The sequence below is a fragment of the Caulobacter mirabilis genome, from assembly GCF_002749615.1.
Taxonomy (GTDB): Bacteria; Pseudomonadota; Alphaproteobacteria; order Caulobacterales; family Caulobacteraceae; genus Caulobacter; species Caulobacter mirabilis.
The window spans coordinates 4,116,323-4,134,764 of record NZ_CP024201.1; the positions used below are offsets into that span (position 1 = coordinate 4,116,323).

Genomic DNA, 18,442 nt, shown 5'->3' on the forward strand with positions numbered 1-18,442 from the left:
CGCGGACCTCCGGTAATCCGCTTGCCATGCCTTTGGCCCTCATCATGTCGAGCCACGTCGCAGGCAGCCGCGTCGGCGGCTCGGCGCAGGCGCTCGCGCTGTCGCAGTTCAAGATCGACCCCGTCGTCGTGCCGACGGTCCTGTACGGCCGCCATCCCGGATGGGGCGCGCCCGGCGGCGCCCAGGTGCCGGTCGAGGCCTTCGAGGGCATGCTCGATGGCATCGAGGCCAACGGCCTGTTCGGCCTGACCGACCTGGTCATCACCGGCTATTTCGCCACCCCGGCCCAGGTGAAGGCCGCCACCCGGGCGATCGACGCCGTCCGCGCCGCCCCGCGCGGCGACGCCTTCAACCGCAAGCCGCTGATCGTCGTCGACCCGGTGATGGGCGACGCCGGCAAGGGGCTGTTCGTGCCGGCCGAGGTCGCCGACGCGATCCAGGAAGAACTGCTGCCCAAGGCCGACCTGATCACGCCGAACAGCTGGGAGCTGCAGCGGATCACCGGGACCGACGCCCGCAGCCCCGACGCCGCCGTCCGCGCCGCCCGCCTGACCGGCAAGGCGGTGCTCGTCTCCTCCGTGATGCGCGGCGGCGAGATCGGCGTGGTCTACGCCGACAAGAAGGAAGCCTGGCTGGCCGCCCATCAGAAGGGCGAATTCACCCCGCCCAGCGGCACGGGCGACCTGCTGGCCGCCCTGTTCGCCGCCGCCCTGCTCGAAGGCCAGACGCCGTCCTACGGCCTGGCCCGGGCTGTCGGCGGCCTGTCGGAAACCATCACCTCCGCCGCCATTTGGTCGGCGCCGGAGCTGCCGATCGTGGCCATGGGCGCGCGCATCAAGCAGGCCAGCCCCACCGTCCGCCTGGAGCGTCTGGCATGAGCGTCGAGATCCACGGCCGCTGCGACCCGGGCTTCGAAGCCGTCCGCGACGCCTTCGCCGCCAACTTCGAGACCGGCCAGGAACTGGGCGCGCGGTTCGCCTTCTCCGTCGAGGGCGAGATCGTCGTCGACCTGTGGGCCGGCTGGGCCGATCGCAAGCAGACCCGGCCCTTCGACAAAAACACCCTGACCCTGATCTTCTCGACCACCAAGGCCGTGGCCGCGACCATGATCGCCCGGCTCGTGGAGCAGGGGAAACTCCGCTACGACCAGCCGGTCGCCGAGCTGTGGCCCACGTTCGCCGCCAACGGCAAGGGCGCCATCACCGTCGAGCAGGTGCTGTCCCACCAGGCCGGCCTGCCCGGCTTCGTCGAGCAGATCGACCCGACGCTTTGGTATGATCCGGCCGCCATCTGCGAGCTGCTGGCGGCCAAGGCGCCGATGTGGACGCCCGGAACGGCCAGCGGCTACCACGCCCTGACCGTCGGCTACCTGGTCGGCGAGATCTATCGCCTCGCCGACGGCGGCCGCACGCTGGGGACGGCCTTGCGCGAGGACATCACGGGGCCCGCCGGTCTGGACCTGTGGATCGGCCTCCCGGACGGCGAGCACGGCCGCGCCGCCGACCTCAAGCCGCCCAGCGCCCTGCCCGACTTCGGCGAGACCACCGACCCCAAGCGCGCCGCCTTCCTGTCGCCCTGGGCCGGTCCCAGCGGCCGCGCCGGCGCCGACTGGCGGCGGATCGAGGTGCCCTCGGCCAACGGCCACGCCACGGCCGAGGCGCTGGCCCGGTTCTTCGGCGCCCTGGCGACCGACGGCGACATCGGCGGCGTCCATGTCCTGGGCGCGGAGACGCTGGCCGAGGCGACGCGCGAACGGATCCGCAACCGCGACCTGGTGCTGCCTTACGACCTCAGCTGGGGGGCGGGCTATGTCCGCAATCCGCCCAATCTCTTCTACGGCCCGACCCAGACCAGCTTCGGCCACAGCGGCTGGGGCGGCAGCTGCGCCTTCGCCGACCCGGCCGCGCGCGTGGCCGGCGCCTATGTCATGAACAAGCAGGACGTCCACCTGCTCGGCGACCCGCGCAGCCGCCGGCTGATCGACGCGGCCTACGCCAGCCTCTGACTCCCCGTCCTCAGACCGTCCATCAGGATGTCGATCAGGCGCAGCGCGCTGGTCTCCCAGTCCGGCCCCGCGGGGCTGTAGGCGAAGCCCACGACGGCGCGCAGCAGGTCCGTCGGATCGGCGTCGGCGCGGATCTCTCCCGCCGCGATCGCCCGTTCGGTCAGAAGCGCCATCGCGCCGGTGATGTGCTTGCCTGACGCGGCGTAGAGGTCCGACGGGCCGCCGACCATCGCGCTCAAGGCCGGGGCGATGAGCTTCTTGGCCGCGATGTAGTCGATGAAGACCCGCATCCATTGGTGCAGGGCGTCGCCCGGCGGCAGCGTGTCGGACAGACGCGTCGCCGCCTGGGCCAGCTGTTCGACCTCGCGCCGGTAGACCGCCTCGACGACCGCGTCACGGGTCGGGAAGTGGCGATAGAGGGTGCCGATCCCAACGCCGGCGCGGCGCGCGATCTCCTCCAGGCTGACCTCGGGGCCCGTCTCGGCGAAGCCGGCCTTCGCGGCCTCCACCAGCCGCTCCCGGTTCCGTTGTCCATCCGCCCTCGGCTTGCGGGTCGGCGACTTGCCTTCGGCGTTCACGATGACTTGCCCCTTGATAAACGGAGTAACCCTCCGTATATGCAATTCGGAGACACCCTCCGCTTATACCTTCGATCCGATCAAAGCAACGCCGAGCCGCTTCGCCCTCCCCGCGAAGCCGCGCCCTCGCGCCTGAAACCTTCTCATGGAGACGATCATGTCCGGACCCTTTGGAGCCGCTTCCACCACCGACGATGTGCTGGCGGGCGTCGACCTCGCCGGCAAGCGCATTCTGGTCACCGGCGTCTCGGCCGGCCTCGGCGTGGAGACGGCGCGCGTCCTGGCCGCGCACGGCGCGCAGGTCGTCGGCGCCGCTCGCGACCTGGCCAAGGCCCGCGCGGCCACCGAGCAGGTCCGCGCCGAGGCCGCGAACGGCGGCGGCCTGGAGCTGATCGAGCTGGACCTCGCCTCGCTGGCCAGCGTCCGCGCCTGCGCCGACGCCCTGGTCGCCGACGGCCGGCCCTTCGACCTCGTGATCGCCAACGCCGGCGTCATGGCCTGCCCGTTCGGCAAGACCGCCGACGGCTTCGAGACCCAGTTCGGCACCAACCACCTGGGCCACTTCGTGTTCGTGAACCGGATCGCCTCGCTGATGGGTCCGGGCTCGCGGCTGGTCAACCTCGCCTCGTCCGGCCACCGCTTCTCGGACGTGAACCTGGAAGACCCGAACTTCGAGACCACGGAGTACACCGAGTTCGGCGCCTACGGCCGCAGCAAGACCGCCAACATCCTGTTCGCCGTCGAGTTCGACCGCCGCCACAAGGCGCGCGGCGTCCGGGCCGTGGCCGTCCATCCCGGCGGCATCCAGACCGAGCTCGGACGGCACCTGTCGCCCGCCGTGCTGGAAGGCCTGATCGCCTCGATCAACGCCGGCCAGCCGGCCGACGCCCCCGCCTTCAGCTGGAAGACCGTCCCGCAGGGCGCGGCGACCTCGGTCTGGGCCGGAGTCGTCGCCGACGCCGAAGCGGTCGGCGGCCTCTACTGCGAGGACTGCCACATCGCCGAGGCCGCCGACGGCCCCGACGTCCGCCGGGGCGTGCGCGCTTACGCCCTCGACGCGGACAACGCCAAGGCGCTGTGGGCCAAGAGCGAGGAAATGGTCGGCGAACGCTTCTGAGCCGGCCCGAGGACGGTCGTCGCGCCCTAGGCCGCGACGGCCGCCCGCCGCGTCCGTCGCCAGGCCCCGAAGGCGAACACGCCCGCGCCGATCCAGATGAAGGCGAAGGCCACGGCCTTCAGCGCCGTGAAGGCCTCGCCGGACCAGACCCCGACGAGGAACTGCAGCGTCGGGGCGATGAACTGCAGGAAGCCCAGCCAGACCAGCGGCATCCGCCGGGCGGCCCAGGCGAACAGGGCCAGGGGCGCGACGGTCAGCGGCCCCGCGACCAGCAGCAGCAGGGTGGTCGACCCGTCCTGTCCGAAGTGGCCCAGCCCTTCGTTCTGCAGCCATATGACATAGACCAAGGCCGGCAGGGTCAGCACCGCCGCCTCGACGAACAGGCCGGTCTGGGCGTCGGCCGCGACGAGCTTCCGGATCAGGCCGTAGGCGCAGAAGGTCAGGGCCAGGCCGATCGACAGCAACGGCGGATGCCCCACCGCCACCGTCTGCACCGCCACCCCGACCGCGGCCAGGCCGATGGCGACGAAGCCGAAGCGGTCGATCCGCTCCCGGAAGAACAGCGCCCCCGCCGCCATGTTCATCAGCGGGTTGATATAGTAGCCGAGGCTGGCCTCCAGCGTCCGGCCGCTGTTCACCGCGATCACGTAGATCAGCCAGTTGGCGCCGATCAGCAGGGCCGACAGCAGCAGCAGGCCCATGGTCTTGGGATTCCGCACCACCTGGCGAAGCTCCGGGAGCTTGCGGGCGACCACCACCAGCAGCGCCGCCCAGATCACGGCCCAGACCGCTCGCTGGGCGGTGATCTCCATTGGCCCCACGCCGGCGTGCTTCAGCGCATACATCCACAGCGGCAGCATGCCCCAGAGGGTGTAGCAGGCGGCGCCCGCGATCACGGCGGCGCGGCTCTCGTCCTTCACCTCGGTCATCGAGGTTCACTCCAAACGGAAAGGGCCCGGAACTAGGTCCCGGGCCCCCAATCTTCCACCCGCTTCTTGCGGGTTCGACGGTTAGGCCGGGACCTTGCCGATCAGGCCGCGCTCGTGGAGCAGCTGGGCGATCTGCACGGCGTTCAGGGCGGCGCCCTTGCGCAGGTTGTCCGACACCACCCACAGGCTCAGGCCGTGGTCGACGGTCGGGTCCTTGCGGATGCGCGAGACGAACACCGGGAACTCGCCCTGGATGTCCTTCGGGGTCGCGTAGCCGCCGTCCTCGCGCTTGTCGATCACCACCACGCCCTCGGCTTCGCGCAGGGCCTCGCGGGCCTCGTCGTCGTCGATGGCGCTCTCGAACTCGATGTTCACGCTCTCGCCGTGGCCGACGAAGACCGGCACGCGCACCGAGGTGCAGTTCACCTTGATGTTCGGGTCGAGGATCTTGTGGGTCTCGTCCGACATCTTGCGCTCCTCCTTCGTGTCGCCCGAACCGTCGTCGAGGAAGACGTCGCACTGCGGGATCACGTTGAAGGCGATCTGCTTGGGGTACTTCTTCGGCTCGGACGCGCCGAGGACGAAGACCTCCTTGGTCTGGTTCCACAGCTCGTCCATGGCTTCCTTGCCGGTGCCGGAGACGGACTGATAGGTCGACACCACGATCCGCTTGATCTTGGCGATGTCATGCAGCGGCTTCAGCGCCACCACGAGGCCCGCCGTCGTGCAGTTCGGGTTGGCGATGATGTTCTTCTTGCGGAACCCCTCGATCGCGTCCGGGTTCACTTCCGGCACGATCAGCGGCACGTCGGGATCCATCCGCCACTGCGAGCTGTTGTCGATCACGACCGGACCGGCCGCGCCGATCTTCTCGGCCCAGGCCTTGGAGACCGAACCGCCGGCGCTCATCAGCACGATGTCGACGGTCGAGAAATCGAACTGCTCCAGATCCTCGCACTTGAGGATCTTCTCGCCGAAGGACACTTCGACGCCAATGGATTTGCGGCTGGCGATGGCGTGGATTTTGTCCACGGGGAAGTTCACTTCCTCGAGGATGTTGAACAGCTCACGGCCAACGTTGCCCGTGGCGCCGACGACGGCGACCCGGTAACCCATCGAACTCTCTCCTGCTGGTGCGCACTGAGGGGAGCGGGACCGTTACGCCCCTATCAGGACCCTTGCAAGGACAGGAAAGCTCAGGGCGCTGTCACCAGGCCTTGGCCTGTTCCCGCAGGAAATCGACGAAGGCCCGCAGAGGGGCCGGCATCTGACGCCGGCTGGGATAGTAGAGCCTCGGGCCCGTGAAGGGCGTCGACCATTCGGCCATCACCTCGACCAGCCGCCCGTCGGCCAGGCAGGGGGCGACGAAGCCGTCGAAAGTCATCAGCAGGCCCAGCCCCTCGACCGCCGCCGCGATCCCCAGTTCCGGCACGTTGCCGACCAGCGGCCCGCTCGGCGAGACCCGGATGATCTCGCCGTCCTTCTCGAACTCCCAGGGTAGGGAGACGCCGCTCAGGAAACGGTGGCGGATGCAGGCGTGGTCAAGCACCTGACGCGGATGCGTCGGCGCGCCGTGGCGGGCCAGATAGTCCGGCGAGGCGGCCAGGACATAGCGCTGGTCCGGCCCCATCGGCACGGCGATCATGTCCTGCTCCAAGCGCTCCTCGTAGCGAACCCCGGCGTCAAACCCGGCCGCCAGCACGTCGACGAAGCTGTCCTCGGCCACCACCTCCAGCGTCACGCCCGGATGGGCGCGCAGGAACGGCCCGACCAGCCCGGGCAGCACCAGCTTGGCCGCCACGGTCGGCATGTTGAGGCGCAGCGTCCCGGTCGGGCTGTCGCGGAAGCTGTTGACCTCGTCCAGCGCGCGGCCCAGCTCCTCCAGGGTAGGCGTCAGTCGCGCCAGCAGCCGCTCTCCGGCTTCGGTCGGCGTCACGCTGCGGGTCGTGCGGTTGAGCAGGCGAACGCCCAGCCGGTCCTCCAGCCGGCGCACGGCCTGGCTCAGACTCGACGGCGATACGCCCCGGCGGGCCGCCGCGCCCCGGAAGCTGCGCTGACGGGCCACGGCGGCGAAGGCGTCCAGGTCCGCGAGATCCGGCTCAGCCATTGTTCGAATTTCCGCACAGCTCGTATCGATGAGGGCGGATTATCGCACAGAAGATCCGAGCTCATAGTCCCGTCATCCAAGACGGAGCCCCCCAATGAACACCACCCAACTCGGCAAGACCGGTCCCGCCGTCTCGATCGTCGGCCTCGGCGCCATGGGCATGTCGGACATGTACGGCCCCAGCGACCGGGCCGAGAGCCTGGCCACCCTGGCCGCCGCGGTCGAGGCCGGCGTCACCCTGATCGACACCGGCGACTTCTACGGCCTGGGCCACAACGAGATGCTGATCGGCGAGGCGCTGAAGACCCTGCCGCGCGACAAGCTGGTTCTCAGCGTCAAGACCGGCGCCCTGCGCGACCCGGCCGGAACCTTCCTGGGCCACGACACCCGACCGGCGGCGTTGAAGAACTTCCTGGCCTATTCGCTGAAGCGGCTAGGGGTGGACTACATCGACGTCTATCGTCCAGCGCGTCTCGACCCGGACGTGCCGATCGAGGACACCATCGGCGCCATCGGCGAGATGGTCCAGGCCGGCTGGGTGCGCCACATCGGCCTGTCCGAGGTCGGGCCGGAGACGATCCGCCGCGCGGCGGCCGTGCATCCGATCAGCGACCTGCAGATCGAGTATTCCCTGATCTCTCGCGGGATCGAGGACAACATCCTGCCGACCGTCCGCGCGTTGGGCATCGGCGTCACCGCCTATGGCGTGCTGTCCCGCGGCCTGATCAGCGGCCACTACAGCCGCGAGAAGGCGAACGCTTCCAGCGATTTCCGCAGCCGTAGCCCGCGCTTCCAGGGCGAGAACCTCGACCACAACCTGGCCATCGCCGAGACCATCGGTCGGCTGGCGGCGGAGAAGGGCGTGACCGCCGCCCAGCTGGCCATCGCCTGGGTCGTCTCGCGCGGAACCGACATCGTCCCGCTGATCGGCGCCCGCCGCCGCGACAGGCTGGCCGAGGCGCTCGGCGCGCTTGAGGTCACGCTGACGCCGGAGGACATCGCGGCGCTCGACACGGCGGTCCCGAAAGACGCCGCCGCCGGCTCGCGCTACCCCGAGGCGATGATGGCCCACCTCGACAGCGAGAAGGGCTGATTACCTGACGGGTAGTCGCTGCGGCGGCGCCGGAAGTCATGCTAGGGCGAACCCAAAGAGGATCCCCGCCATGACCTTCGACGCCGCCGCCCTGCCCTTCGCCAAGCTGATGGGCGTGGAGATCCTCCACGCCGACAAGGACCGGATCGAGGGCCGGCTGGTCGTTCGCGAAGACCTCTGCACGGCCGGCGGCATCCTGCACGGCGGCGCGATGATGGCCTTCGCCGACAGCCTCGGCGCGGTGGGCGCCTTCCTGAACCTCAGCCCCGGCGCCCATACGACGACGCTGGAGAGCAAGACCAACTTCATCGGCTCGGCCAAGGTCGGGACGACGGTGACCGCGGTCTCGACGCCGCTCCATGTCGGCCGCCGCTCGAGCGTCTGGCAGACCCGGATCGAGGGCGAGACCGGCAAGCTGGTGGCCCTGATCACCCAGACCCAGATGACGCTGGAACAATAGCGCCGTCATCCCGGCCGCAGCGAAGCGGAGAGCCGGGACCCAGTCTCACCGCACCGGCCCCTGGGCCCCGGATCGGCCTTCGGCCGTCCGGGATGACCCTGGATCAAACCACCGGCTCCAACCACATCCGCGTCTCGCTGAGGATGAACCGCTTCTCCTGGGCGAAGCGGAAGTTCTCCGCCCCCGCCGGATCGACCTTCAGCCGCGCCCGATAGGCCTCATAAGCCGCCAGACTGTCGAAGCCGATCATCGCCAGGGCGACATTGTTGGTCCCCTCATGCGGCAGGAAGTAGCCCAGCAGGTCCCCGCCGCAGGCCGGGATGATGGTCAGCCAGTTCCGCGCATAGGCCTCGAAAGCCTCGCGCTGGAACGGATCGATGACATAGCGGATGCAGCAGGTGACGGGCATGGCCGGTCCTCCATGGTTCGGCAAAGACCGAACCGTTAGCGCCTGTTCGCCGGTCGTTGTTTCGGCCAGGATCGAAGCATGAAGGAGCCAAGATGAAGGACGGGCCCGACATCGCCCTGGTCGCCTCGCTGCTCGGCGATCCCGCCCGCGCCAACATGCTGACCGCGCTGATGGCCGGCCAGGCTCTCACGGCGGGCGAACTGGCGCGGGAGGCCGGCGTCACCGCCCAGACCGCCAGCGGTCACCTGGCCCGGCTGGAGGCCGGCGGATTGATCGTCGGCCGCCGGCAGGGCCGGCACGCCTATTTCGCGCTGTCGGGCCACGACGTGGCCGAGGTCCTGGAGGCCCTGACCGGTCTGGCCGCCCGCACGGGCCCTAAGGAGCCGGCCCTGCGCCGGGCGCGGGTCTGCTACGACCACCTGGCCGGCGACCTGGGGGTGGCGCTGCTGGACGGCTTGATCTCGTCAGGCATGCTGCTCGACGACGAAACCCTGACGCTCACCCCCGCGGGCGAGACCCGGATGGCCGGTCTCGGAATCGACACGGCCGCCCTGCGCAAGGCCAGGCGGCCGGTCTGCAAACGCTGTCTGGACTGGAGCGTGCGGCGCAGCCACCTGGCCGGGTCGCTGGGCGCGGCCCTGCTGCAGCGGATCTACGCCCTGGGCTGGGGGCAGCGGGTGGAAGGCTCCAGGATCGTCGCCTTCACCCCCGCCGGTCTGGCCGCCTTCGAAGCGGCCTTCGGACCCCTGCCGCAAGCCGCCTGATCAGGCGGCCCGCATCGCCTGGTTCAAGCGCGCCTGGGCGGCGTGGACCGGGTTGGAGTCGATGTCGCCCTCGCCGACGCGGAACTGCCCGACCAGGCCAGCCAGTTCGCCCGCCTCGCCGCGCAGCGACTGGGTCGCCGCGGTCGATTCCTCGACCATGGCGGCGTTCTGCTGGGTCATCTGGTCCATCTGGTTCACGGCGGCGTTCACCTCGTGCAGACCGGTGGCCTGCTCCTTGGCCGAGGCCGCGATCTCGCTGACCAGACGGTCGATGTCGGCGACCTGTTTGACGATCTGCTGCAGCGCGCTGCCGGTCTGGCCGACCAGATCGACGCCCTGCTTCACCTGCTCGCTGGAGGTCGAGATCAGGCCCTTGATCTCCTTGGCCGCCTCGGCGGAGCGCTGGGCCAGGGCCCGCACTTCGGACGCGACGACCGCGAAGCCCTTGCCGGCGTCGCCGGCCCGGGCCGCCTCGACCCCGGCGTTCAGGGCCAGCAGGTTGGTCTGGAAGGCGATCTCGTCGATCACGCCGATGATCTGGGCGATCTGCTTGGAGGATTCCTCGATCTCCCCCATCGCCGACACGGCGCGGTCGACCACACGGCCCGACTCCTCCGCCCCCTTGCGGGCGTCGGCGACGAGACCGGAAGCGTCCTGGGCGCCGGCCGCCGTCTTGCGGACCGTAGCGGTGATCTGGTCAAGCGCCGCGGCGGTCTCCTCCAGATTCGCGGCCTGCTGTTCGGTGCGACGCGACAGATCGTCGGCGGCCAGGGCGATCTCGTCCGAGCCGCTGCGCACGCCGCTGGTCGAGCCGTTGATGGCCTGCAGGGTGTTGCGCAGCTTGGCCGCGGCGGCGTTGAAGTCCTCGCGCAGCTTCAGCGCCTTGGGCGCGAACTCGACGTTGATGCGATGGGTCAGATCGCCGCCTGCCAGACGGTCCAGAGCTTCGCCCAGGGCGGAGATGGCGATGCGGTCCTGTTCCTCCTCGATGGCCTTCAGCCGCTCGCGCTCGAGACGGTCGACCTCGGCCTGGCGGCGCTGGCCCTCGGCTTCCTCTTCGAGGCGGACCTTCTCGATGGCGGCGTCCTTGAACACCTGCACGGCGGCGGCCATCTCGCCGATCTCGTCGCGACGCTCGGCGCCCTTGATCTCGACGCTGTTGTCCCCGGCGGCGAGGCGGCGCATCAGGGCGTTCATGGCGTTCACCGGCGCCGAGATGGTGCGGCCCAGCAGGGCGGCCATGGCGACGGCGACGGCGATCGAGGCCAGGCCGCCGATCAGCAGGGCCGCGTTGGCCGTGGTCTGGGCGGCGTCGCGGGTGGCGTTGCGCATCGCGACCAGCTCGGCGGCGGCGTCTGAGATGGCGGTCTTCGCCTCGCGGATCGATCCGAGCGAAGGCTTGCCGGCCAGCTCGCGGGCCTGTTCGACGGTTTCGGGGTTGCGGGCCATGGCCATGATCGGGTCGCCGACCTCGGCGCGCCAGGCGAGGACCGCCTTGCGCATCACCTCGATACGGGCCTTCTGCTCGGGCACCTGGGTGGTGGCGGCGAAGTCGTCCAGCCCCTTGTCCACGATGGCCTGGGTTTCGGCGTAGGACTCGGCCTGGCTGGTCTCGGCGGGGTTGGCCACGAAGGCGCGCATCGAGTTCTGCTGGTCGATCATGTGCGCCATGACCGTCTCGATCTTGGCTGCGAGCGACATGCTGCGCGTAGCGGCGTCGGCCGCGTCGCTGATCTGCTGAAGGCTGAAGAAGAGAACGATCGACGAGACGGCGGAAACGCCGATCATCGCCGCGAAGGCGACGGCCAGTTTGGCCGAAATCCTGAGATTGTTCATCTGTGTCCCCGAGTTGTGCCCGCGGGTACCGACACAAACCCCTTTTCCCCGCCCTGCCTCTTTCGCGTGACGCCGGTTAACCAATTCTCACTCGAACGTCGATTTTGAGAATTTGTTCTCTACGCGGGAAAATCGCTCACGCTCAACCGCTACGACCCTCGAACCAGCGCAGGCGATAGGCGTTGATCGCCGTCTCCCCGAGCCGCTCCAGCAGGCGCCAGTTGACGATCGCGCCGACCGGAGCCCCGACCACCGGCAGCATCTGGGCCAGCTTCGCCAGGTCGATGTAGTCGCGGTATTCCTGCTGGAATCGCCGCCAGTCGAAGTCCTCGGGCGAGGCGGGATGGTTACCGGCGACCATGGCCTCGTAGATCGCCCGACGATGATCCGGTCCCGAGAAGGCCAGCTGGAAGATGGCCAGGATGTAGAGACGCTCGCGCCAGTCGGCCCCGTCATGACCATAGAGGGCGGCGATCTCGAACAGCAGCTTGATCTTGATGGCGATCAACGCCGGAAAGTCGGCGGCGGCGGCCAGGAACCCGCCCGCCCCGGTCACGCCGCCTTCGATCGAGGCCACGTTGCGATAGCCGGTGATCGCCTTGCGGACCTGCAGCTCCCGCTCGGCCAGCGAGGCGTTCCGCAAGGGTTCGGCGGTCACGAAGTCCGAGCCGACCAGGATGCCGCGGGTCATCTGCTCGATGACCTTGGTGATGGCGGCGTGGATCTTCTCGGGGATCAGGGCGTTGACGCGGACCTGCAGCCCCTTCGCCGCCCGCTCGAGGGCGGACGGGTCGCGCAGCATCTCGCGGCGCCAGGCTTCGAGCTCGCGGCGGGCGAGCCGCTCGTGGGGATCGTCTGCGGACATGGCCGCAGGCTTACCCCAGCCGGCGGCGTTTGTCAGAGCGCCGCAAGGACCGCGTCGCCCATCTGCGCCGTCGTCAGGCCGCCGCCGATGTCGCGGGTGCGGGCGCCGGCGGCCAACGCGGCCTCCACCGCCGCGAACAGGCGGTCCGCCTCGCCGGCGCGGCCCAGCGACCAGCGCAGCGCCATCTCGAACGACAGGATCGCCGCCAGCGGATTGGCCAGGCCCTGGCCGGCGATATCGGGCGCCGAGCCGTGGATCGGCTCGTACAGGCCCGGCTTGCCCGCCGCGCCCAGCGCCGCCGACGGCAGCATGCCCAGCGAGCCGGTCAGCTGCGCCGCCGCGTCCGACAGGATGTCGCCGAACAGGTTGTCGGTCAGCAGCACGTCGAACTGGCTCGGCCGGCGGACCAGCTGCATCGCGGCGTTATCGGCCAGCATGTGCTCCAGCTCGACGTCGGCGTATTCGCGCCTGTGGAGGTCGGTCACGACCTCCCGCCAGAGCAGGCCGCTCTCCATGACGTTCGACTTCTCGGCCGAGGTCACCTTGTTGCGGCGGCCGCGGGCCAGCTCGAAGGCGACGCGGCTGACCCGCTCGATCTCGCTGGTGGTGTAGACCTGGGTGTCGAAGCCGCGCTTCTGGCCGTCTGACAGCGTCTCGACGCCGCGCGGCTCGCCGAAGTAGACGCCGCCGGTCAGCTCACGGACGATCATGATGTCCAGGCCGGCGACCACCTCGCGCTTGAGGCTGGAGGCGTCGGCCAGGGCGTCGAAGCACAGCGCCGGCCGCAGGTTGGCGTAGACGTCCATCTCCTTGCGCAGGCGCAGCAGACCCATCTCCGGGCGCTTCAGGCGCTCGACGCCGGCCCACTTCGGACCGCCCACGGCGCCCATCAGCACCGCGTCGGAAGCCAGGGCGGCCGCCACCGCCTCGTCGGTGATCGGCGCGCCGTGCAGGTCGTAGGACCGGCCGCCGAAGTCGCGCTCCTCGATCGTCAGGTCGGGCGTCAGGGCGGCCGCCACGCGGCGGACCTCCGCGGTCACTTCGGGGCCGATGCCGTCGCCGGGCAGCAGGAGCAGGGTCTGGGTCATGATCTCAAGTCGGTTCGGGATCGCCGGCCTCATAGAGGGCCAGGCGTCGGTCGGTGATGGACAGGTCGGGGAACACGGCGCGCCAGGCGGCCAGATGCGGAGTCTGGAAATGCGCGGCCAGGGCCTCGCGGTCGCGCCAGGCCTCGGTCACCCGGATCAGGCCAGGGTCGAGCAGATCATACGAGTAGGCGTATTCAATGCAGCCGTCCTCGGCCCGGCTGGCGGCCATCATCGCCTCCATCGCCGGACGCGCCCGCTCGATGTTCTCGACCGGCAGTCGGATCGTGCCGAGCACCAGGATCACGCCGCTCACGCCTCCAGCCAGGGTTGGCCGATGGCGCGCTTGCTCTCGAACACGTCGATGTCGCCGGCGTGCTCCAGGGTCTCGCCGATGGCGTCCAGGCCCTTCAGCATCTTCTCGCGGCGGCCCGGGTTGATGTCGAAGTGGAACTTGGCGCCGGACGGCGCCGTCACGGTCTGGGTTTCCAGGTCGACGGTGAAGACGTGGTTGCCGCCGAGGGCCTCGGCCATCAGGGCCTCGACCTCCTCGGGCTTCAGCACCACCGGCAGCAGGCCGTTGTTGAAGCAGTTGTTGAAGAAGATGTCGGCGAACGACGAGGCGATCACGCAGTCGATGCCGAAATCCTGCAGCGCCCAGGGCGCATGCTCGCGCGAGCTGCCGCAGCCGAAGTTGTCGCCGGCGATCAGGATCCGGGCGCTTGCGTACTCCGGCCTGTTCAGCACGAAGTCCTCGCGCGGCTTGCCGTCGTCGTCGTAGCGGAAGCCGAAGAACAGGCCGCGGCCCAGGCCTTCCCGCTCCACCGTCTTGAGGAACTGGGCGGGGATGATCTGGTCGGTGTCGATGTTGGCCAGGCTCAGCGGAGCGGCGCGGCCGTCGAGGCGGGTGAAGGCTTTCATTGGGCGGGTCCTATCACAAGCGTCGGCACGCCGCCCGGCGCCCCCTTGACGGTGAAGACGGAAGTGCCCGGCTTGCGGCCGGGGCGGATGGGCGAGACCTCGACGCGCTGGCCGCCCATGCGGTCGTGCGCGGCGGCGACGTTGGCGACCCGCCAGCTGAGGCCCCAGACCTTGTCCGGCCCGTTGGAGACGCCGTCCTTCAGCGGGTGGGCGATCTCGACGATCAGGTCGGCGACACGGAAGAACATCAGCCGCATGCCCCAGTCGGGGTTGCTGCGGTCCAGCTTCATGTCCAGGTCCAGCCGGGCGCCGTAGAGGGCGGCGGCGCGGTCCGGATTGGGCGTCTGCACCACGACATGGTCAAGACCCGCGACCGACGAGCCTTCGTCGACGGTGACCGGCGAGATCGGCCAGGCCTCCGGCGAGGTCTCGATCAGGAACAGGTTGGCGCCGTGCGTCGCCCCGGCGTCGGCGACCGAGGTCAGCCAGCGGCGCTTCTCGCCGGTCTCGGGATGGGTCGAGCGGATCGGCAACGGTTCGGACGAGGCGATCCCCACCCGCTCCAGGCGGCGGCGCGCCGTGGCCATGTCCGGCGTCCCGAAGGCCAGGGCCCAGAGGCCCTCGCCATGGCTGGCGAGACGAGCCTGAATCTGGTTGCCCGTGTAGCCCTCGCCCGTCGGGGCGATCACATCGAGCGCGGCGTTGCCGAGCTGGAACCAGGCGTGATGGGCCCCGCCGTCGGCGCCGCGCCAGTTCGGCGCCCGGCCGAGCAGGCGGGTGTAGCCGTCGACGGCGGCGTCCAGGTCGTGAACGACCACGGCCACATGATCGAGACTGTCGATCACAGGAAGTCCCGGACGTCCGCGATATGGCCGGCGATGGCGGCGGCGGCGGCCATGGCCGGGCTCATCAGGTGCGTGCGCCCCCCGCGGCCCTGGCGGCCCTCGAAGTTGCGGTTGCTGGTCGAGGCGCAGCGCTGGCCCGGCTCGAGCTTGTCCGGGTTCATGCCCAGACACATCGAGCAGCCCGGCTCGCGCCAGTCGAAGCCGGCCGCCTTGAAGATGGCGTCCAGGCCCTCGGACTCGGCCTGCTCCTTCACCAGACCGGAGCCTGGGACGATCATGGCGCTGACGTGCGGGGCGACGAGCCTGCCTTCCAGGAAGGCCTGCTGGACCACGGCGGCGGCGGCGCGCAGGTCCTCGATGCGGCTGTTGGTGCAGCTGCCGATGAAGACGCGGTCGATCCTGGCGTCGGTGATCGGCTGGCCGGCTTCCAGGCCCATGTAGGCCAGCGCCCGCTCGGCGGCGGCGCGCTTGTCCGGGGTGGAGAAACTGGCGGGATCGGGGACCACGCCGGTGACCGGGATCACGTCCTCCGGGCTGGTTCCCCAGGTGACGGTTGGCGCGATCTGGGCGGCGTCCAGCCGGACCTCGCGGTCAAACACGGCGGCCTCGTCGGTGACGAAGGACTTCCAATAGGCCAGCGCCATGTCCCAGGCCGCGCCCTTGGGCGCCGCCGGGCGGCCGCGGATGTAGTCGAAGGTCTTCTCGTCGGGCGCGATCAGGCCGGCGCGAGCGCCGCCCTCGATGGTCAGGTTGCAGAGGGTCATGCGCCCCTCCATCGTCAGGTCGCGCACGGCTTCGCCGGCGAACTCGATGACGTAGCCGGTGCCGCCGGCGGTGCCGATCTCGCCGATCACGGCCAGGGCGATGTCCTTGGCCCCGACGCCCGGTCCCGGCCTGCCGTCGACGACCACGCGCATGTTCTTCGACTTGCGGGCGCGCAGGGTCTGGGTGGCCAGGACGTGCTCGACCTCGCTGGTGCCGATGCCGTGGGCCAGCGCCCCGAAGGCGCCGTGGGTCGAGGTGTGGCTGTCGCCGCAGACCACGGTCATCCCCGGCTGGGTGCGCCCCTGCTCGGGCCCGACGACATGGACGATGCCGTTCCGGACATCGCCCATCGGGATGTACTCGATGCCGGCGTCGGCGACGTTGCGGCCCAGCGTCTGCAGCTGCAGGCGCGCCTCGGGGTCCTGTACGGCGTCGACGCCCAGGGCCTGGCCCTCGGTCGGGGTGTTGTGGTCGGCCACGGCGAGGGTGCGGTCCGGGCGACGCACCTTGCGACCCGCCGTGCGAAGGCCGGCGAAGGCCTGGGGCGTGGTCACCTCGTGGATCAGGTGCAGGTCGATGTAGAGGATCGCCTCGCCGCCTTCTTCGGCGACGACATGCGCGTCCCAGATCTTGTCGTAGAGCGTTTTCGGAGCGTTTTGGCCGGACATGCCGCGCATGTAGGGCCGACCATGCCTCTTCGTCTAGTGCGACGCAGCATCGCCGGGCATGATCTTGCGCATGACGACGCTCTCTGAAGCGGCGTCCTGACGGGCTCGCAGCTCGCCAACGTGACAGCCGCGGCGAACCGTGGCCTCCTCCCCGGCAAATCATACCGGGGAGTTCCAGAGTCTTGTTCCAGCCCGCCGTCACCCGCCGCCTCACCCTCGCCGGCCTGTTCCTCGCCGCGCCCATGGCCAGGACCGCTTTCGCCGCCGAAACAGGGGAAGACGCGCGCTTCAACGCCTTCCTCGACGCCGCCTTCGACGAGCGGCTGGCGCTGAGCCCGGAGTTCCAGACCGGCCTCGGGATGAAGACCAACTACGACAAGCTGGACGACTACACCGACGCCGGCGCCGCCAAGGCCCTGGCCCTGAGCGAGGGTCAGCTGGCCCGGATGAAGGCCCAGTTCGGCTCGGCCAAGCTCAATCCCGCTTCACGCCTGTCCTGGCGCCTGTTCGAGGAGGGCGTGAACGACGACCGCGCGGGCGCGAAGTGGCGCAGACACGGCTATCTGGCGACCAGCAACGGCAGCCCGGCCGGACAGATCGCGGTCTTCCTGATCAACCAGCACCGGGTCGACAACGCCGACGACGCCCGCGCCTATGTCGCGCGCCTGGTCGAGGTGAAGCGCGCCCTGGGCGAGGTCGCCGACGAACTCAAGGCCAGAGCGGCCAAGGGCGTGGTCGCGCCCGACTTCACCTTCGCCCCGGTCGATGCGGACACGCGCAAGCTCATCGCCGGCGCGCCGTTCGACGGCGGACCGGACGGCGCCGTCTGGGCGGACTTCCAGAAGAAGGTCAACGCCCTGAAGGTCGGCGACGACGTGAAGGCCGGCCTGATCGCCGACGGCAAGGCCGCCCTGACCGGTCCGTTCAAGCAGGGGGTCGAAACCTTCCTCGCCGCCCAGGCCGAGGTCCGGCCGCAGTCGAAGGGCGCCAACGGCGTCTGGGCCCTGCCCGACGGCGCCGCCTACTACACCTGGCGGCTGAAGGACTCCACCTCGACCGACCTGACCGCCGACCAGATCCACCAGACCGGCCTGGACGAGCTGAAACGCATCCAGGGCGAGATGCGGGCGATCATGGCCCAGGTCGGCTTCAAGGGGTCGCTGCAGGACTTCTTCAAGCTCCTGAAGACCGACCCGAAGTTCCAGTATCCGAACACCGCCGAGGGCAAGGCCGCCTATCTGAAGGACGCCACCGGCTACATCGCCCAGGTGATGAAGGTCGCCCCGCGCTGGTTCGGCCGCCTGCCCAAGGCGCCGCTCGAGGTCCGGGCCGTGGAGAGCTGGCGCGAGGCCACCGCCGGCATCGCCTTCTACAACGCGCCGACGCCCGACGGCTCGCGGCCGGGCATCTACTACGTGAATCTCTCGGACATGCGGCAGGTGCTGAAGCCCCAGATCGAGGGCATCAGCTATCACGAGGGCGCGCCGGGCCATCACTTCCAGATCGCCCTGGCCCAGGAGCTCGAAGGCCTGCCCAAGTTCCGCAAGTTCGGCTTCTACGGCGCCTACACCGAGGGCTGGGGCCTCTATTCGGAGCGGCTGGGCAAGGAGATGGGCTTCTACCAGGACCCCTATTCCGACTTCGGCCGGCTTTCGACAGAGGCCTGGCGCGCGGTGCGTCTGGTCACCGACACCGGCCTGCACGCCAAGCGCTGGACCAAACAGCAGGCGATGGACTTCTTCCGCGAGAACACACTGCTCAGCGAGCGCGACATCCAGAAGGAGGTCGAGCGCTACCTGTGCTGGCCGGGCCAGGCGACCAGCTACAAGGTCGGCGAGCTGAAGATCATGGGCCTGCGCAAGAAGGCCCAGGACGCCCTCGGCGCCAAGTTCGACATCCGCGGCTTCCACGACGTGATCCTGCACAACGGCGCCCTGCCGCTGGGCGTGCTGGAGGAGCAGGTGGACGCCTGGATCGCCAAGACGAAGGGCTGAG

19 protein-coding genes and 1 pseudogene are annotated in these 18,442 nt (G+C 69.9%); 8 read left to right on the top strand and 12 right to left on the bottom strand.

Annotated features, from left to right (window positions below; all coding sequences use genetic code 11):
• Positions 1-26 precede the first annotated feature (26 nt).
• Both CSW64_RS19530 and CSW64_RS19535 read left to right on the top strand, forming a co-directional pair.
• Complete coding sequence (locus tag CSW64_RS19530) at positions 27-878, top strand: pyridoxal kinase (RefSeq protein WP_099623666.1); 852 nt, start codon at positions 27-29, stop codon at positions 876-878.
• Complete coding sequence (locus CSW64_RS19535) at positions 875-2,005, top strand: serine hydrolase domain-containing protein (RefSeq protein WP_099623667.1); 1,131 nt, start codon at positions 875-877, stop codon at positions 2,003-2,005. The genes CSW64_RS19530 and CSW64_RS19535 overlap by 4 nt, the downstream gene beginning before the upstream one ends.
• Here the strand turns inward: CSW64_RS19535 and CSW64_RS19540 are convergent.
• Positions 1,990-2,583: a TetR/AcrR family transcriptional regulator gene (locus CSW64_RS19540; protein ID WP_172448634.1), complete on the bottom strand. Its 594-nt coding sequence runs from the start codon at positions 2,581-2,583 to the stop codon at positions 1,990-1,992. The genes CSW64_RS19535 and CSW64_RS19540 overlap by 16 nt on opposite strands.
• Positions 2,584-2,740: 157 nt before the next feature.
• Here CSW64_RS19540 and CSW64_RS19545 point away from each other — a divergent pair, with 157 nt between their 5' ends.
• Positions 2,741-3,700, top strand: coding sequence for an SDR family NAD(P)-dependent oxidoreductase (locus CSW64_RS19545; RefSeq protein WP_099624361.1), 960 nt, complete (start codon positions 2,741-2,743; stop codon positions 3,698-3,700).
• Between the two features lie 26 nt (positions 3,701-3,726).
• Here CSW64_RS19545 and rarD read toward each other — a convergent pair whose 3' ends face one another.
• The 3 genes from rarD to CSW64_RS19560 all read right to left on the bottom strand — a co-directional run bounded on the left by rarD (position 3,727) and on the right by CSW64_RS19560 (position 6,736).
• Entirely contained in the window at positions 3,727-4,629 is a 903-nt protein-coding gene (gene rarD / locus CSW64_RS19550; RefSeq protein ID WP_099623668.1) for an EamA family transporter RarD, read from the bottom strand.
• A gap of 81 nt (positions 4,630-4,710) precedes the next feature.
• Positions 4,711-5,745 (bottom strand): aspartate-semialdehyde dehydrogenase, encoded by a 1,035-nt coding sequence (locus tag CSW64_RS19555; protein ID WP_099623669.1) that lies wholly within the window; start codon positions 5,743-5,745, stop codon positions 4,711-4,713.
• Between the two features lie 91 nt (positions 5,746-5,836).
• Positions 5,837-6,736 (bottom strand): LysR family transcriptional regulator, encoded by a 900-nt coding sequence (locus tag CSW64_RS19560; protein ID WP_099623670.1) that lies wholly within the window; start codon positions 6,734-6,736, stop codon positions 5,837-5,839.
• 94 nt (positions 6,737-6,830) lie between these two features.
• Between CSW64_RS19560 and CSW64_RS19565 the strand changes: the two genes are divergently transcribed.
• From CSW64_RS19565 to CSW64_RS22505, 3 genes and pseudogenes are all read left to right on the top strand, one after another.
• Complete coding sequence (locus tag CSW64_RS19565; RefSeq protein ID WP_099623671.1) at positions 6,831-7,829, top strand: aldo/keto reductase; 999 nt, start codon at positions 6,831-6,833, stop codon at positions 7,827-7,829.
• A 70-nt stretch (positions 7,830-7,899) separates the two neighbouring features.
• A complete protein-coding gene (locus tag CSW64_RS19570) occupies positions 7,900-8,289 on the top strand; it encodes a PaaI family thioesterase (RefSeq protein WP_099623672.1) in 390 nt (129 codons plus the stop codon).
• Positions 8,290-8,295: 6 nt separating this feature from the next.
• Positions 8,296-8,386, top strand: a pseudogene (locus CSW64_RS22505) (hypothetical protein); the annotation flags it as partial.
• Between the two features lie 6 nt (positions 8,387-8,392).
• Here CSW64_RS22505 and CSW64_RS19575 read toward each other — a convergent pair.
• Positions 8,393-8,698, bottom strand: coding sequence for an NIPSNAP family protein (locus tag CSW64_RS19575; RefSeq protein ID WP_099623673.1), 306 nt, complete (start codon positions 8,696-8,698; stop codon positions 8,393-8,395).
• A 92-nt stretch (positions 8,699-8,790) separates the two neighbouring features.
• Here CSW64_RS19575 and CSW64_RS19580 point away from each other — a divergent pair, with 92 nt between their 5' ends.
• On the top strand, positions 8,791-9,462 hold the full coding sequence (locus CSW64_RS19580; protein ID WP_099623674.1) for an ArsR/SmtB family transcription factor: 672 nt from the start codon (positions 8,791-8,793) through the stop codon (positions 9,460-9,462).
• Here CSW64_RS19580 and CSW64_RS19585 read toward each other — a convergent pair whose 3' ends face one another.
• From CSW64_RS19585 to leuC, 7 genes are all read right to left on the bottom strand, one after another.
• Entirely contained in the window at positions 9,463-11,298 is a 1,836-nt protein-coding gene (locus CSW64_RS19585) for a methyl-accepting chemotaxis protein (RefSeq protein WP_099623675.1), read from the bottom strand. It abuts the gene before it with no gap.
• 142 nt (positions 11,299-11,440) lie between these two features.
• On the bottom strand, positions 11,441-12,163 hold the full coding sequence (locus CSW64_RS19590; protein ID WP_099623676.1) for an EcsC family protein: 723 nt from the start codon (positions 12,161-12,163) through the stop codon (positions 11,441-11,443).
• 32 nt (positions 12,164-12,195) lie between these two features.
• The gene (gene leuB / locus CSW64_RS19595; protein WP_099623677.1) at positions 12,196-13,251 is read right to left on the bottom strand and encodes a 3-isopropylmalate dehydrogenase; all 1,056 of its coding nucleotides are present in this window, start codon (positions 13,249-13,251) and stop codon (positions 12,196-12,198) included.
• 4 nt (positions 13,252-13,255) lie between these two features.
• The gene (locus CSW64_RS19600) at positions 13,256-13,564 is read right to left on the bottom strand and encodes a putative quinol monooxygenase (protein WP_245863774.1); all 309 of its coding nucleotides are present in this window, start codon (positions 13,562-13,564) and stop codon (positions 13,256-13,258) included.
• The gene (leuD, locus tag CSW64_RS19605; RefSeq protein ID WP_099623678.1) at positions 13,561-14,169 is read right to left on the bottom strand and encodes a 3-isopropylmalate dehydratase small subunit; all 609 of its coding nucleotides are present in this window, start codon (positions 14,167-14,169) and stop codon (positions 13,561-13,563) included. Before leuD ends, CSW64_RS19600 begins: the two co-directional genes overlap by 4 nt.
• Positions 14,166-15,014, bottom strand: coding sequence for a VOC family protein (locus CSW64_RS19610; protein WP_099623679.1), 849 nt, complete (start codon positions 15,012-15,014; stop codon positions 14,166-14,168). Before CSW64_RS19610 ends, leuD begins: the two co-directional genes overlap by 4 nt.
• Entirely contained in the window at positions 15,011-16,447 is a 1,437-nt protein-coding gene (gene leuC, locus CSW64_RS19615) for a 3-isopropylmalate dehydratase large subunit (protein ID WP_099624363.1), read from the bottom strand. The genes CSW64_RS19610 and leuC overlap by 4 nt, the downstream gene beginning before the upstream one ends.
• 182 nt (positions 16,448-16,629) lie before the next feature.
• Between leuC and CSW64_RS19620 the strand changes: the two genes are divergently transcribed.
• Complete coding sequence (locus CSW64_RS19620; protein WP_245863775.1) at positions 16,630-18,441, top strand: DUF885 domain-containing protein; 1,812 nt, start codon at positions 16,630-16,632, stop codon at positions 18,439-18,441.
• Position 18,442: the final 1 nt, after the last annotated feature.